Genomic DNA, 16,112 nt, shown 5'->3' with positions numbered 1-16,112 from the left:
TCTCCAAGGGCGCTGAATTATTCTTTCGCTGCACAATTGCCGCTGCTCGGGCGCGGCGCTCACCAGACGACGTCGCCGAACACATACGGGTCCATCGCCGGCAGGCCCATCTGCCCCTGCATGGCGGCGCACAGTTCCGACAGCGGATTGCCGAGCGACAGCAGGATCGAATAGTGCTGGTCGAATTCCGGCTTGAGATAGACAACCGGGCTGCCCTGTTCGCGCAGCACGACCATCATGTCGTCGGTCTGGCGGATCCACTCGGTGGTCTCCATGCCGCCGACGGCGACGACCAGCGGAATGTGCGGCGCCGGCGGATTGTAACGCGGGCTGAGCGCGCGCACCTCGTCGTCCGGCACGAGCAGTTCCTCTGACCCCGGCACCAGCATCACCGGCTCCAGGTCCAGCATCGCGCTCACGATGGTCGCGCCCTTGACCGCATCGTCCGGCAGGCCGAAGTCGCGGTTGAAATCGCCGGTGCACATCATCGAGGCGAGGTGGCCGCCCGCCGAATGGCCGGAAATGTAAATCTTCTCCCGGTCGCCGTTGGCCTCTTCGGCATGGTCCCAGACCCATTTCAGCGCGGCGCGGACCTGGCGCACGACTTCGGTGAGCGGAACCTTCGGGCAGAGATCGTAGTTGAGCAGGATCGACGCGCCGCCGGCGTCGAGCACCGCCGGGGCGACCAGGGTGTGGTCGAAGCTGTCGAGAAAGCGCCAGAAGCCGCCATGAACGAAAATGTTGATCGGCGACCCCGGCTCCTTCGCCGGAAACAGGTCCAGCGTCTGGCCCTCCGTCGGCCCGTAGGGGATGCGCAGCCGGCCTTCGTATGTGCTGCGCGCCAGCGCGCTGGCGAGCGTCCACTGGGCCTTCCAGACCGGATGCTCGGGCACCGCGATGCGCGGGCTGTACTGGCGTATCAGTTCTTCGCGCGGTAAGTCGCGATAGTCCATGGTCTCCCCCTGCCGCCCGCTCCTGCGATGATCGCGCGGGGCCGTAACCGCCCGGCAGCGCCTGTTTCGGGCGCAGCGCTAGCACGAACCGGCCGGGGCGCAAAGGTCTCTGGCCGGGTCCGCTTCACACGCCGCCGCCCCTTCTATACGGTGCCGGCGATCCCGATACCGATAGGAGTGCGAACCATCCCGTCCGCCGAAAACCGCCGTTTCGTGTTGCGCTCCCGCCCGGTCCATCTTGCCGGCCCGGAGAATTTCGAACTCCAGCGTGGCCCAGTTCCGGAGATCGGGGACGGCCAGGCGCTGGTGCGCATCGAAATGGCGGCGCTGTCGGCCTGGCAGGGCATGCGCACCAAGGATTTCAGGAACTTCATCCGGCCGTTCGATATTGGCGAGACGATCTCCTGCGATACCTTCGGCCGGGTCGTCGAGAGCCGGTGCGAAGCGCTGCCGGCCGGTGCGGCGGTGGTCGGCCGCCAGGGCTGGCAGGACTATGCCGCCGTCCGGCCGGAGGACGTCTCGCTCGCCTCCGACGTCTACACGGCGGAGGAATGGCTGACCGCCCTGTCCTCGCCGGGCCAGACCCCGTATCTCGCTTTTTCGCAGAAGGTGCGGCCGATGCCGGGCGAAACCCTGGTCGTCACCTCGGCGGCGGGCGCGGTCGGCAGCTATGCGGTGCAGCTCGGCCGGCTGGCCGGGGCGCGGGTCGTCGGGATCGCCGGCGGGCCGGAAAAGGCCGCCTTCGTGCGCGACCGGCTGGGCGCGGATGCGGCGGTCGATTACCGCTCCGGCAGCTTCCGCGACGACCTCGCCGCGGCCTGCCCGGACGGCGTGAACCTCTATTTCGATACGGTCGGCGGCCCGGTGGCCGACGCCGTGTCCGAACGCCTCGCCCTGGGGGCCGATATCCTGCTGGTCGGCCGCGTCGCGGCGAACAACAGCGCCGAGCCGGAGCGGGACATGGCGAACCTGCGCCATGTCTGGTCGCGGGAGGCGACGATCCATTCATTCAACCGCTACGCCTACAAGGCGCTGTATCCGCTCGTCATCGAGCGCCTGGGCGCGCTGCTGCGGGCCGGCCGCCTGGCGATGCACAACCAGGTCGTCGACGGCATGGAGCGGACGCCGGCCGCCCTGCACGACGTGCTCTCCGGCAACCATGTCGGCAAGATGCTGGTGCGCTATTCGGATAGCGGCGGGAGCCGAATCTGAAGACAATTTGCGCAAGAAAATCCAGGCATGGGTACAGGTCGGAATCCGGCCCCGTTCAATGCCGGGGATAACCCGGAAAATTCAGGAATTGCAGCCGGTTGACCGGTCGTTTGCTGTGATCTAATGTGTGTAAACAAATGCGGAACAAACTATTGTCGAACTCACCGCGCGATGCTAGTTTAGGAGGCTGTAGCCTTGCGGCTGCGCGGCCGGAGACGCCAACCGTATGACCAACATCGCCGCCATCTCCCACCGGATCTGGGACATGAAATACCGGCTCAAGGGGCCGGACGGCGCGCCGGTCGACCGGACGATCGACGACACCTGGCGGCGGGTGGCGAAGGCGCTGGCGGCGGTCGAGGGCGAGCCGGCGGCCTGGGAAGACCGGTTCTTCGATGCCATGCGCGATTTCCGCTTCCTGCCGGCCGGCCGCATCCTCGCCGGCGCCGGGGCGGACCGCAACGTCACCCTGTTCAACTGCTTCGTCATGGGCGAAATCCCGGACGACATGAGCGGCATCTTCCGCCAGCTCCAGGAAGCCGCGCTCACCATGCAGCAGGGCGGCGGCATCGGCTACGATTTCTCGACGCTCAGGCCGCGCGGCGCGCCGGTCCGCGGTGTCGGCGCCGACGCGTCCGGGCCGCTCTCCTTCATGGATGTCTGGGATTCCATGTGCCGGACCATCATGAGCGCGGGACACCGCCGCGGCGCCATGATGGCGACCATGCGCTGCGACCATCCGGATATCGAGGCCTTCATCGAGGCCAAGCGCGAGCCCGGCCGCCTGCGCATGTTCAACCTCTCGGTGCTGGTGACCGACGCCCTCATGGACGCCGTCCGGCGCGACGATCCGTGGGATCTCGTCTTCGGCGGCACGGTCTACCGCACCGTGCAGGCGCGGGCGCTGTGGGATGCCATCATGCGCTCCACCTATGCGTTCGCCGAACCGGGCGTCATCTTCATCGACCGCATCAACCGGCAGAACCCGTTGAACTATGCGGAAACCATCCATGCCACCAACCCCTGCGTCACTGCCGATACCTGGGTACACACCGGCGACGGGCCGCGGCAGGTGCGCGATCTGGCCGGCTGCCGATTCAGGGCGCGGGTCGACGGGCGGGATGTCGAGACCGGTCCGTCCGGCTTCTTCCCGACGGGCCGCAAGCCGGTGCTCGCGGTGCGGACGCGGGAGGGTCATTGCCTGCGCCTGACCGCCGATCATCGGGTGTTGACCGCCGGCTCCCGCACCCGGAACCGGATCGGCAGGGCGTGGAAGCCGGCCGGCGAACTGGCGGCGGGCGACATGATCGTCCTGCACGACCATCGCGCCGCGCCATCTTGGCCCGGCCCGTATTCGCAGGAGCAAGGCTATCTGATCGGCCTGCTGGTCGGCGACGGCACGCTGAAGGCCGACAAGGCCGTCTTGAGCGTCTGGAAGCGCCGCGCGGCCGGCAACGGGGGCGGTAACGTGGGCTGCGCGCCGGACGGCGCAGACGGCGTGATGGCGGCGGCGCTGGCCGCGGCGAAGACGCTGCCGCATCGCGCCGACTTCACCGGCTGGAGTCCGGTCCGGGGCCGCAGCGAGCACCGCCTGTCGCTCGCCGCCGTCAAGGCGCTGGCGCTCGATCTGGGCATGGCGCCGGGGCGCAAGGACCTGACGCCGAAGATCGAGACCGCATCCTCCGGCTTCACGATCGGCTTCCTGCGCGGCTTCTTCGATGCCGACGGCAGCGTGCAGGGCACACAGGAAAAGGGCGTCAGCCTCCGCCTGGCGCAGAGCGACCTGGAACGGCTGCGAACCGTCCAGCGCATGCTGGCCCGGCTCGGCATCATCGCCACGATCTATGCCGACCGCCGCCCGGCGCAGATGCGGTCCCTGCCCGACGGCAAGGGCGGCCATCGGGCGTACCGCACCGGCGCGCAGCATGAACTCGTCATTGCCAACGAGAATGTCGGCCGCTATGCGGAACTGATCGGGTTCGCCGACACGGAGAAGCGGGCAAAGCTCGAATTTGCGCTCGCGAATTACAGGCGCCGGCCCAACCGGGAGCGCTTCCTGGCGGTGGTCGATACGGTCGAGCCGGATGGCGAGGAAGAGGTCTTCGACGTCCGGGTGCCGGGCGTCAACGCCTTCGACGCCAACGGCCTCTATGTCCACAATTGCGGCGAGCAGCCGTTGCCGCCCTACGGCGCCTGCCTGCTCGGCTCGATCAACCTGGCCCGGCTGGTCCGGAAGCCGTTCGAGCCGGACGCCGCGCTGGACCTCGAAGACCTGCGCGCGCTCACCGCCGTCGCCGTGCGCATGATGGACAATGTCACCGACATCTCGAATTTCCCGCTGCCGGAACAGCGGGCGGAGGCGCTGGCCAAGCGGCGCATCGGGCTGGGCGTGACGGGGCTCGCCGACGCGCTCATCATGTGCCGGGCGCGCTACGGCAGTGCGGAGGCCGTGCGGCTGGCCGGGCAATGGCTCGCGGCGGTGCAGAAGGCGGCGTATCTGGCCTCGGCCGATCTGGCCGTCGAGAAGGGCGCCTTCCCCCTGTTCGACGCGGAGAAATATCTCGCGACGCCGGCCATGGCAGACGCGGACGACGCGGTGCGCGACGCGATCCGCGAAAAGGGGCTGCGCAACGCCCTGCTGACCTCGATCGCGCCGACCGGCACGATCTCGCTGCTGGCCGATAACGTGTCCTCCGGCGTCGAGCCGGTCTTCACCTGGTCCTACACCCGCAACGTCCTGATGCCGGACGGAACGCGGCGCGAGGAAGAGGTGGCGGACCATGCCTGGCGGCTCTACCGCCGGCTGAAGGGCGCCGACGCGCCGCTGCCCGACTGGTTCGTCGATGCCGGGGACCTGAGCCCGCGCGACCATGTCGTGATGCAGGCGGTGGTCCAGAAGCACGTCGACAGCTCGATCTCCAAGACGATCAACTGCCCGGAGGACATAAGCTTCGACGCCTTCAAGGACGTCTACCGGATGGCGTTCGACATGGGCTGCAAGGGCTGCACGACCTACCGGCCCAACGACGTCACCGGCGCGGTGCTGAACGCCGGCAGGCGGGAAGCGGACACGTCCGGGCAGCAGGAACTGCCGCTCGCCCCGCCGGAGAAGACCGCGGCGGCCAGGCCGAAGGACGATCTCGACGCCGGCGGGGTCGTCTACATGACCAAGCCGCTCGACCGGCCCGAGGCGCTGCCCGGCCGGACCTACAAGATCCGCTGGCCGGAGAGCGACCACGCCATCTACATCACGCTCAACGACATCGTGCAGGACGGTCGCCGCCGGCCCTTCGAGATCTTCATCAACTCGAAGAATACCGAGCATTACGCCTGGACGGTCGGCCTGACGCGCATGATCAGCGCCGTGTTCCGCCGCGGCGGCGACGTCTCCTTCGTGGTCGAGGAGCTGAAGGCGGTGTTCGATCCGCGCGGCGGCCAGTGGGTCGGCCCGCGCTATGTCCCCAGCCTGCTCGCCGCCATCGGCGACGTCATCGAGCAGCACATGATCGACATCGGCTTCCTGCCCGATCCGAAAGAGGCCCGGGAAGGCCGGCGGGAATTGAAGGTCGTCGGCGGCACGGAGGCGGCGGTGGCCGCCGGCGCGGGTGCGGGCGGGGGCGCCCGGGGGCAGGCGATCGCCGTAACGGGCGGCGGGCCGGGGTCAGGCAGCGCCGGCCCGGCCATGCGCGGCTGCCCGAAATGCGGCCAGCGCGCCCTGATCCGCCAGGAAGGCTGCGACATCTGCACCGGCTGCACCTACAGCAAGTGCGGGTGAGGGCGGCGGAATCGAACCGACATCCGGATCTCTCTTGAAACGCGGCGTGGCGACCGGAATGCCAACAAATTGCGATAGCCGAGATGCAATGCCGTCAATGTCCGCGCTTGCGAGGATTGAGGAGGAATCTTCGCGCGCCCGCTTCTTGGCGTCATCGGTCGAGCAGCAGCATCAGATGATCTTTGCGCGGAGTGTCGTCTTCGGTGCGATCAATGCCTATTGGCAACAGTTGCAGATAGAGTCGGATCGTCATTGGACGCTGCGCAAGCCGCCCTTCGATATCGAGCACTATTCGATGCCGAAGGAAGCCAGAGAATTAGCCGAGAACATCGGGTGCGCTGCGGCGAAGCTGGATGTGATGGATGCCGGCTACGCGATCGGGGTGCTGTACACCGCGACGATGCCGGGTGGCATTCGGGCTCGACAGGGCGCTTACTACACGCCGCCAGCGCTCTGCGAATGCCTGCTGGATATGGCGACGATGGAAGGGGTCGATTGGCGAACGGCGCGGATACTCGACCCGGCGTGCGGAGGAGGCGCTTTCCTGTCTCCAGTGGCCCGGCGTATGGCGAGCAGTTTGCGTGACTGCGAGGCGAAGATCGCTGTGCAGGACATTCAGCGTCGTTTGCACGGTTACGAACTGGATCCGTTTGCCGCGTGGATGTCTCAGGTATTCCTCGACGTGACGCTTGCCGACCTGTGCCATTTGGCGGGAATGCGTCTGAACTCGGTAGTACGGGTCTGCGACAGCCTCGAACAAACGGTCGACGGCGAGAGGTTTGATCTCGTCGTCGGCAATCCGCCCTATGGACGGGTCAGGCTCTCCACGGGCGCGCGCAAGAAATTCCAGCGCAGCCTGTTCGGCCATGCGAATCTGTACGGCGTGTTTACCGATCTCGCGCTTCGATTTGCGCAGCCGGGCGGAGTCATTGCCTATGTGACGCCGACGAGCTTCCTGGCTGGAGAGTATTTCAAGGCATTGCGCGGTTTGCTGGGTCGGGAAGCACCGCCGGTCAGCATTGATTTCGTGGCAAAGCGCAAGGGTATTTTCGCGGATGTTCTCCAGGAAACGCTGTTGGCGACATACAAGCGGGGCGGCACTTCGCGCACCGGGAAAGTCCATTTCCTGTCCTCGGGAGGGGACGGCTCGGTCGTGAGGACGACCGCAGGCTCGTTCAATCTGCCCGAAGACCCGAGCCGGCCCTGGCTGATGCCGAGAACGGAAGCACAAAGCGCGCTGGTGCGTCAGGTCGACGAACTGCCATATCGGCTGGCCGATTACGGCTACACGGTCAGCACGGGGCCGCTGGTATGGAACCGGCACAAGGCGAGTTTGCGGGACCGGCCGGGCAAGGGACGCTATCCGCTGATCTGGGCAGAGGCCGTGAGACCGGAAGGGGTGTTTTCGTTCCGGGCGGAGAAACGAAACCACAAGCCGTATTTCGAGCCGAAAGCCAAGGAACGGTGGGTGGTGACGGAGTTTCCGTGCGTACTGCTGCAAAGAACGACGGCCAAAGAGCAATGCCGGCGGCTGATCGCGGCGGAACTGCCAGCGGCATTCATCGCGGAGCACGGCGCGGTTGTGATCGAGAATCACCTGAACATGATCAGACCGCTCAATGGCACGCCAAAAGTGGCGCCGGCGGCGCTGGCCGTTCTGTTGAACAGCGATGTCGTAGATCAGGTTTTTCGGTGCATCAACGGAAGCGTCGCCGTTTCGGCCTATGAGCTGGAAGCCTTGCCTCTTCCGCTGCCGAAAAACATGGCGGAGATCGAGCGGCTGGTGAATGAGCGGGCGAACCAGGCAACGCTGGAACGGGCGGTCGAACGTCTATACGGCCATGGGGCCGGATAATGCTGCTGCCGCCGCTCCTGCCCGTTCCCGATATTCACGAACGCCTGCAGGCAATCTTTCCCGAGGGAACGGCGAACCGGAACTATGTCACCCGGGAGATCGCGGCGAAGACGGTCTTTGTCATGCTGTATATCGGGGCGGTCGATGGTGAGGAATGTTGGCTGCGCCCCGATCAGGTGACGCGGATGTCGGATGCTCAGGCAGCACAGGAAGGCGACTCCGATCGCGCAGGGTGGCTGGAATTGTCGATGCGTCCGACCACTGGCGATATCGACGGAAGGTGGTACGCCGCGAACACACGCGAATCGATCCGCGACGAGACGCTGCGCGAGGGGCTGGTGCGAATCGGTGCGGTGAAGGAAAGGGAAGGACTGCCGACGACATCGCCACTCCCGCGCTATGCGTTGGCGCCGGATTTTGCGGCGCTGTTCGATCCCTCGCTGACGGAAGATACGTTGAATACATTGATGGAGGAATGGCGGGCGGCGAACCTGTCCAAGGGCGCATTGGCCCGAGTTGCGATCATGCGCCGGGGAGCGGTAGCCCGCGAGGCGGGAGTTCTCGTGACGTTTCCCAATGGGGAGACACGGCACATGGAACCCGGTCCGAGTTCCGTGATCTCCAAGGCGGTCGTCGAAGAGTTTGCGACGCGGTTCCTGGGTCAACCGGGGGTTATCTGGTTGAGCGAAAGCCGAAATCAGGTGGTGGCGCGGGACGACGGCCTGGCACAGGACATCGGCCTCGCAATCGAGCCGGACAGGAATCTGCCGGATCTGATTCTGGTTGACCTTGAACCGGTCGAGCCGCTGCTCGTGTTCGTGGAGGTCGTCGCAACGGCAGGGCCGGTCACTGAAGGACGACAGGCAGCGCTGATGGCCATCGCAACTGAAGCGGGCTTCAGCGAAGGACAGGTGGCGTTCCTTACGGCTTATGCGGATCGGAACGAGGCGGCATTCAAGGACTCGGTAAGCGAATTGGCATGGCGTTCATTCGCCTGGTTCATGTCGGAACCGGATCACATCCTACTGCTGCACGAGGGTGCCGATACGGAACGAGCGCGCCTGTCGGAGTTGATGAGAATGTAGTGGTGCCCTCGGGAGTACGGCCGGAGCGCCTATTACGTCGACGGCCGCTCCCTCACGCCAGCCCCATCTGCTGGTACGACAGCGCGACCTTTTCCAGGCCGACGGCGAAGGCGGCGGTGCGCAGGTCGTCGATCGCTTCCGTGTCGCGCATCCGTTGGCGGATCGCGCCGTAGCCGTCGCGCATGACGCCTTCGAGGCCGGATTCGACCAGGTCGAGCTCGTCGGTGCCGCGCAGCAGCGGCGCCTTGAGTTCTTCCGGCACCGGCCGGCCGGCCGCCGTTTCGATCATGTCGACGATGCGCAGGCCGCGCTGGATTTCGAGCTGGCGCGACAGGCGGCCGAAGCGCATGTGCGAGACGTTCTTGACCCATTCGAAATAGCTGACGGTCACGCCGCCGGCGTTGACCAGGATGTCCGGCAGCACGACCCTGCCGCGCGCGAGCAATGCGCGGTCGGCCTCCAGCGTCACCGGCCCGTTGGCGGCCTCGACGATCAGCCTGGCGCGGATGCGCGCGGCGTTGGCGGCGGTGATCTGGCTCTCCAGGGCGGCGGGCACGAGAATATCGCACTCCGCCTCGAGGGCCGATGCGCCGTCCTCGACGAATTGCGCGCCGCGGAAGCCCTTCATGCCGCCGGTGCGGGCGCGGTGTTCGGCGAGCGCCTCGGGATCGATGCCGTCGTCGGACAGCAGCGCGCCGTCGTATTCGATCACCCCGACGAGGCGCACGCCGTCTTCCTCGACGAAGAATTTCGCCGCGTTGAAGCCGACGTTGCCGAAGCCCTGGACGATCATCCGCTTGCCTTCGAGGCCGCCGTCCAGGCCGGCCATGGCCACGTCTTCGGGATGCTCGAAGAACTCGCGGACGACATACTGGACGCCGCGGCCGGTCGCCTCCGTGCGGCCGGGAATGCCGCCCTGGGTCACCGGCTTGCCGGTCACGCAGGCGATCGCGTCGATCTCCGAGGGGTAGAGCTTCCGGTACTCGTCGGCCATCCAGGCCATCTCGCGCGCGCCGGTGCCCATGTCCGGCGCCGGCACATCGCGGCTCGGGCTGATATAGCCGCGGTCGGCGAGCTCCTGGGTGAAGCGGCGGGTGATCCGCTCCAGTTCGTCCTCCGTATAGTCTGCGGGGCGGATCGCCAGTCCGCCCTTGGCGCCGCCGAACGGCACGTCGACCAGCGCGCATTTGAAGGTCATCAGCGAGGCCAGGGCCTCGACCTCCTGCTGGTCGACCTGGGGCGCGTAGCGGATGCCGCCCTTCACGGGGAGGCGGTGTTCGCTGTGCACCGCGCGCCAGCCGCAGAAGGTATGGTAGCTGCCCCGGAGGCGCACCGGGAAACGCAGCTGGATGACGGAATTGCACTCGCGGATGGTCTCCACCAGGTCGTCCGGGATGGCGAGGGCCCGGGCGGCCCGGTCGAACATGCCGCGGACGCTGGCCTGGAAATTGGGTTCTGTCGAAGTATTCACGCCGGCCTCCGGTCGCGGTTAGGGCAGGTCTGGCAGGTTACCCGCAGCCGCCAGGCCACATGGCCCGACGCTTCCGCACCGGGCGCAAAAACACCCTATCCCGGAAGCCGCCCGGCGTCATCGGGGATGTCGATCGAATCCGCCCGTCCTTTCAGCGCCGCCTCCGCCGCGAAGATGGCCGGCTCGTCGATTCCCAGTTCGCGCAGGGCGCGGGCGGCGCTGCGGACATAATCGGCATTGCTGCCGCTGACGCCTTCCGCCTGCCGGACGATGGCGAGCTGTTCCTCCGGACCGAGATCGGGCAGGAAGTCCGGATGCCTGGCGCGCGGCAGGTAGGTCGTCGCCGAAACCTCGCGGCCGTCGTCCAGTTCGATTGCCACGGCGCTTTCGAGGTAGACCGGATAGTGGTCGAGTTCGCGCTTGCGCAGATAGGCGGCGACCGCTTCGGCATCTTCCGCCGAGATCCGGTAGGCGATCCCGGTGCAGGATCCGCCCGGCTTCAGGCCCATGACCAGGCCCGGCCGCGCCGCGGTGCCGCGGTGGTGGACCGTGCGCACGCACAGGGCGCGCTGCCGGCCGTGCAGCGTCGCCCGCCGCCGCTCGGCGTAATCGAAGCCGGGCCGCCACATCAGCGAGCCGTAACCGAACAGCCACATCCGGATCAGCGTTCGGCCGGCAGGTCCAGCCGCTTCAGCGCCGGCCGGACGATGAACGCGACCGCAAAGGCCGCCAGTGCGGCTTGCAGCACCATCTGAAAGCCGAGGTTCAATCCCGCCGGATCGACGAGGGCCACGGCGAGTGCGCCGAGCGCCGCGCCGGAGACGAACTGGATGATGCCGATGAGCGACGAAACCGAGCCGGCGATGGTCGGAAAGGGGGCGAGAACGCCGGCATAGAGGCTGGGCGAAGACAGGCCAAGGCCGAGCACGACGCCGAACAGCGGGCCGACATAGGCGCCGAAACCGGCCGCGCCGGCGGAAACCGCCGCGATCATCGCCGCAACCGACACGATGATGATCGCCGCGCCGGTCAGGAGGAGGGGGACGGCGCCGAGCCGCGCGGAAAGCCGCCCCGAAAGGAAGGCACCGACGACCTGGCCGACCATCAGCGCGGCGAAGGAAAAGCCGATATCCTCCGGCGACGCGGCCAGACGCGCCTCCAGAATGAAGGGCAGCGCCGACAGCATGGCGAACAGCGTGCCGTACAGCCCGATGGTGACCAGGGCATAGCCCAGGAACAGCCGGTGCCGGCTGAGCATGGCGAAGTTCCGCAGGATCGGCCCCGCCCGCGTGGCGTCGGCGTTGAGCCGCGTGTTGGTTTCGTCGAGGAACAGGACTATGACCAGCCACATGGCCGCGCCGATGCCGAGCAGCCAGACGAAGACGCCCTGCCACCCTTCTGCGCCGACGATCAGGCCGCCGAGCAGGGGCGCCAGGATCGGCCCGACACCGAAAATCAGCATCACCCACGACATCGGCCCGGTCGCGCGCGTCCCGTAGATGTCGCGGATGCAGGCCCGGCCGATCGCCATGGACGCCGCGGCGCCCACGCCCTGGCAGAACCGGCCGAGCAGCAGCATGTCGATCGAACCGGCGGCGGCGCACAGCGCCGAGGCGGCGACGAAGATCGCCAGCGAAGACACGAGCACCGGCCGCCGGCCGAACCGGTCCGACAGCGGCCCGTAGACAAGCTGCGCACCGGCATAGCCGATCAGGAAGGCCGAGATGGTGAACTGGGCCTCGGTCGGGCTCACCCGCAGCGAGCGCGCCATATCCGGCAGGGCCGGCAGCGTCATGTCGACGGCGAGCGCCGTGATCGCGGCCGTTATGCCGAGGATCGCGGTGACGATCCACGAGGTCGGCGCCGGCCGTTTCATCCGGCGGGGGTCTTGCGGATTGCAGTGTGCGGGGTTTGTGGCATGGTCCCTGTCGGCGATTACGGCGGTCTGTTGCGCCGATGGCGCACCGGAATGTCTCGGCCCGGGATGCCTAATCCAAAGCGGCGCGTGGGCCAAACCGAAACGGAAGCGTGAGGCTGCATGGCCGGGTTGCGCCCGGAAGACTGGCTGAAGGCGACCGAGCGCGGCCTGAGGTGCGCGCCGGCCGATCTCTATGTCGATCCGGTCCGCCCGGTCGACCGCGCCGTCGTGACCCACGGCCATGCCGATCACGCCCGGCCCGGCAACGGCAGCGTGCTCGCGACGCCGGAAACGCTCGCAATCATGCGGGCACGCTACGCCGATGCCGCCGCCCGGCAGGCGCAGCCGCTGGCTTACGGCGAAAGCCTCGATCTGGGCAATGTGATCGTCCGGCTGGTCCCGGCCGGCCATGTCCTCGGCTCGGCCCAGGTCGTGCTGGAGCATGGCGGCCAGCGCATCGTCGTCTCGGGCGACTACAAGCGCCGGCGCGATCCGACCTGCCCGGCCTTCGAGCCGGTCGCCTGCGACGTCTTCGTGACCGAGGCGACCTTCGCCCTGCCGGTGTTCCGCCACCCGGACGACGCCGGCGAGATCGCGTCCCTGCTCGCCTCCGTCGCCCTGTTCCCGGAGCGCGCCCATCTGGTCGGCGCCTATGGCCTCGGCAAGGCGCAGCGGACGATCCGGCTGATCCGCGAGGCCGGCTGGGACCGGCCGCTCTTCCTGCACGGCGCGCTGCAGGCCCTGTGCGACCTGTACGAAGCGCACGGCATCGGCCTCGGCCCGTTGGAGCCGGCGACGGGTCGGGACAGGGCCGCCTTCGCCGGGGAAATCGTGCTTGCCCCGCCGGGTTCGCTGTCCGACCGCTGGTCGCGCCGCCTGCCCGACCCGGTGACCGCGATGGCGTCGGGCTGGATGCGGGTGCGCCAGCGCGCGAAGCAGCGCGGCGTCGAGCTGCCGCTGATTATCTCCGACCATGCCGACTGGGACGAACTCACCGCAACGCTGGAAGAGGTCGGCGCGCCGGAGGTCTGGGTGACCCACGGGCGGGAGGAGGCGCTGGTCCACTGGGCCGCCGGCCGCGGCATCCGCGCCCGCGCCCTCTCCCTGATCGGGCGGGAGGACGAGGATGAGTAGGGCCGGGCGGCCGTGAAAGCCTTCGCCGCCCTGCTCGACCGGCTGGTCTACACGCCGTCGCGCAACGCCAAGCTGCGCCTGCTGGCCGACTATTTCCGCCGCACGCCGGATCCGGACCGCGGCTGGGCATTGGCGGCGCTCACCGGCTCGCTGAATTTCCCCAACGCCAAGGCCGGCGCGATCCGCGAGCTCGCCCGCGAACAGACCGACGAGGTGCTGTTCGCGCTCAGCTACGACTATGTCGGCGACCTGGCGGAGACGACGGCGCTGCTGTGGCAGACCCAGGCCAGCGCCGAAGCGCCGGGGCTGGCCGACGTCGTCGAAACCCTGCGCCGCGCCGGGCGGACGGAGGTGCGCGGCCTGGTGTCCGGCTGGCTCGACGGGCTCGACGCGACCGGCCGCTGGGCCCTGCTCAAGCTGATCACCGGCGGCCTGCGCATCGGCGTCTCGGCCCGGCTCGCCCGGGTCGCGCTGGGCCAGGCCTTCGACACGGCGGTCGAGGAGATCGAGGAAATCTGGCACGCCGTCGATCCGCCCTATGGCGCGCTGTTCGCCTGGCTGGCCGATGGTGCCCGCAAGCCGGACGTGGCCGGCCGCCCGACCTTCCGGCCCTTCATGCTCGCCCACCCGCTCGAAGAGCGGACGGACCTCGACCCGGCCGACTGGCTGGTCGAATGGAAGTGGGACGGCATCCGGGTCCAGCTCGCCGCGCGCGGCGGCGAACGGCGCCTCTATTCGCGCACCGGGGACGACATCTCCGCCGCCTTCCCGGACGTGCTGGCGGCGATGGATTTCGACGGCGTGCTCGACGGCGAACTGCTGGTGCGCGACCCCGCCAACCTCGATTCGGCCGATCCCGCCTCCGCCGATCCGGCCGCCTTCAACGCGCTGCAACAAAGGCTCAACCGCAAGACGGTGTCGAAGAAGATGCTGGCCGAACACCCGGCCTACGTCATCGCCTACGACATATTGTTCGACGGCGCTGCGGACCTGCGCGGCCTGCCGCTCGAACGGCGCCGCGGGCAGCTGGAAGCCTTCGTGGCGCGGCACGGCCATCCGGACATCGAACTTTCCGCCCTGCTCGACGCGCCGGACTGGGGAAACGTCGCCGCGCTTCAGGCCGAGGCGCGCCGGCTGGGCCGCGAAGGGCTGATGCTCAAGCGGCGCGACAGCCTTTACGAGCCGGGGCGCAAGACCGGCCTGTGGTTCAAGTGGAAGCGCGACCCGCTGCGCGCCGACGCCGTGCTGATGTACGCCCAGCGCGGCCACGGCAGGCGCAGCTCCTTCTATTCCGACTACACCTTCGGCGTGTGGCGGGGCGGCGAGCTGGTGCCGGTCGGCAAGGCCTATTTCGGCTTCACCGATGCGGATCTGGCGCAGCTCGACAAATGGGTGCGCAACCACACGGTGAACCGCTTCGGCCCGGTGCGCGAGGTCGAGAAGCGGCTGGTCTTCGAGGTCGCCTTCGACAGCATCCACGCCAGCAGCCGCCACAAGTCCGGCCTCGCCATGCGCTTCCCCCGCATCGCCCGCATCCGCTGGGACAAGCCCGCAGCGGAGGCCGACCGGATCGAGGCGCTGGAGGCGATGGTGTGAGGGACGCGGCGGATTTTTGGGGCATCGTCGGTGCTAGCGCGAGGACGACTTGCCAAGTCGTGCCTCCCACTGGCTTTGCATGGGCGTCTCGCACTGTAGAATCAATGACATCGCGGGATCGGAGGCATGACCCGGTTATGAAAATCGCAAACGTAGCGATCGGCAGCATGAAGACAAACGGGTCCCGGCTGCTCGACTGGCTGCACGCCAGACAGCCGGATATCGTGACGCTTCAGAAGATCGGTTCCGAAAAGGATTTTCCGGCAGAACCGCTCCGCGAAAAGGGTTACGAAAGCGCGTTTCTCGGCCGGATATCCGGTTCGGACCTCGGGGTCGCAATATTGAGCCATCGCGATTTGCCGAAGCCGGAGACGCGTGTCCGGCAGTTGCCGGGCGCCGGGGAAAAAGAATCGCGCTTCCTCACCGTGGATATCGGCGGCCTTTGGGTCTCTTCGGTCTATGCGCCGTACGGCCCAAAGAGTCTGGGCCATGAGAAGGCGATCGAACGACGGGTGGCATGGCTGAACCGCCTCCGGGACCATGTCCGCGACCGGGGTTGCGCCGACCGGGACAGCCTTCTGTGCGGCGACTTCAACGTCAAGGTCAGGGCCGACGGCCCGCTTGAGAAGAACGACCGCTGGTATTCGGAAGATGAGCGGGGGGCGCTGGAAGAATTGATGGGTCTCGGATTTGTCGATCTCTACCGCGCGGCGCATCCTCGCCCCGATGAAATGCCCGGTTGCACGCACAGCTACAGCGAGACGCGTCCCGATGGCGCCTCCCGGCTCCACCTAGTCTTGGCGAGCAAGAGCTTGGCGCAGCGTCTCCGATCCGCGTGCGTCGACGTCGAATCGCGGCCGTGGCCCCGAAGAGACGCGCCTCCCGTCGTGGCAGAGTTTCGCGGTGCCGGTTCCGCAGTGGTATCCTAGGAAGGGAGGCGGCAGAATTTTCCTTCCCCCTCTTCAGAGGGGGAAGTGGCCGAGCGCAGCGAGGTCGATGGGGGTGCCGTGCCAGTCTGGAGAGAGCCGCCTTCCGGCGGCGCGCGGCTGACGCCGCGCCACCCCCACCTGGCCTCCCCCTCTGAAGAGGATTCCTCTGCAAAAGGCCGGTAGG

General features: G+C 67.7%; 11 protein-coding genes. 7 read left to right on the top strand and 4 right to left on the bottom strand.

Annotation, left to right across the window (positions count from 1 at the left end; genetic code table 11):
- Positions 1–59 precede the first annotated feature (59 nt).
- Entirely contained in the window at positions 60–953 is an 894-nt protein-coding gene (locus tag OXM58_10710) for an alpha/beta hydrolase (GenBank protein ID MDE0148833.1), read from the bottom strand.
- A gap of 213 nt (positions 954–1,166) precedes the next feature.
- Here OXM58_10710 and OXM58_10705 point away from each other — a divergent pair, with 213 nt between their 5' ends.
- The 4 genes from OXM58_10705 to OXM58_10690 all read left to right on the top strand — a co-directional run bounded on the left by OXM58_10705 (position 1,167) and on the right by OXM58_10690 (position 8,880).
- Entirely contained in the window at positions 1,167–2,165 is a 999-nt protein-coding gene (locus OXM58_10705; protein ID MDE0148832.1) for an NADP-dependent oxidoreductase, read from the top strand.
- A gap of 226 nt (positions 2,166–2,391) precedes the next feature.
- Entirely contained in the window at positions 2,392–5,940 is a 3,549-nt protein-coding gene (locus OXM58_10700) for a ribonucleoside reductase (GenBank protein ID MDE0148831.1), read from the top strand.
- Between the two features lie 97 nt (positions 5,941–6,037).
- A complete protein-coding gene (locus OXM58_10695; protein MDE0148830.1) occupies positions 6,038–7,795 on the top strand; it encodes an N-6 DNA methylase in 1,758 nt (585 codons plus the stop codon).
- Entirely contained in the window at positions 7,795–8,880 is a 1,086-nt protein-coding gene (locus tag OXM58_10690) for a BsuBI/PstI family type II restriction endonuclease (GenBank protein MDE0148829.1), read from the top strand. Before OXM58_10695 ends, OXM58_10690 begins: the two co-directional genes overlap by 1 nt.
- Positions 8,881–8,932: 52 nt before the next feature.
- On the opposite strand, the gene OXM58_10685 is transcribed toward OXM58_10690, so the two are convergent.
- The 3 genes from OXM58_10685 to OXM58_10675 all read right to left on the bottom strand — a co-directional run bounded on the left by OXM58_10685 (position 8,933) and on the right by OXM58_10675 (position 12,227).
- Positions 8,933–10,351 (bottom strand): Glu/Leu/Phe/Val dehydrogenase, encoded by a 1,419-nt coding sequence (locus tag OXM58_10685; GenBank protein MDE0148828.1) that lies wholly within the window; start codon positions 10,349–10,351, stop codon positions 8,933–8,935.
- Between the two features lie 95 nt (positions 10,352–10,446).
- Entirely contained in the window at positions 10,447–11,007 is a 561-nt protein-coding gene (locus OXM58_10680; protein ID MDE0148827.1) for a gamma-glutamylcyclotransferase, read from the bottom strand.
- A 5-nt stretch (positions 11,008–11,012) separates the two neighbouring features.
- Positions 11,013–12,227, bottom strand: coding sequence for a multidrug effflux MFS transporter (locus OXM58_10675; protein ID MDE0148826.1), 1,215 nt, complete (start codon positions 12,225–12,227; stop codon positions 11,013–11,015).
- Positions 12,228–12,389: 162 nt separating this feature from the next.
- On the opposite strand from OXM58_10675, the gene OXM58_10670 reads away from it, so the two are divergent.
- The 3 genes from OXM58_10670 (at position 12,390) to OXM58_10660 (ending at position 15,928) form a co-directional block, all read left to right on the top strand.
- On the top strand, positions 12,390–13,403 hold the full coding sequence (locus OXM58_10670) for a ligase-associated DNA damage response exonuclease (protein MDE0148825.1): 1,014 nt from the start codon (positions 12,390–12,392) through the stop codon (positions 13,401–13,403).
- A gap of 12 nt (positions 13,404–13,415) precedes the next feature.
- A complete protein-coding gene (locus tag OXM58_10665) occupies positions 13,416–14,999 on the top strand; it encodes a cisplatin damage response ATP-dependent DNA ligase (GenBank protein MDE0148824.1) in 1,584 nt (527 codons plus the stop codon).
- Between the two features lie 224 nt (positions 15,000–15,223).
- Positions 15,224–15,928 carry a hypothetical protein gene (locus OXM58_10660; GenBank protein ID MDE0148823.1) on the top strand — a complete coding sequence of 235 codons (705 nt, stop codon included), beginning with the start codon at positions 15,224–15,226 and terminating at the stop codon, positions 15,926–15,928.
- Positions 15,929–16,112 lie beyond the last annotated feature (184 nt).

This window comes from Rhodospirillaceae bacterium (assembly GCA_028819475.1).
Taxonomy (GTDB): Bacteria; Pseudomonadota; Alphaproteobacteria; order Bin65; family Bin65; genus Bin65.
Note: the sequence above shows the minus strand (reverse complement) of the source record. Positions and strands in the feature narration are given on the sequence as shown.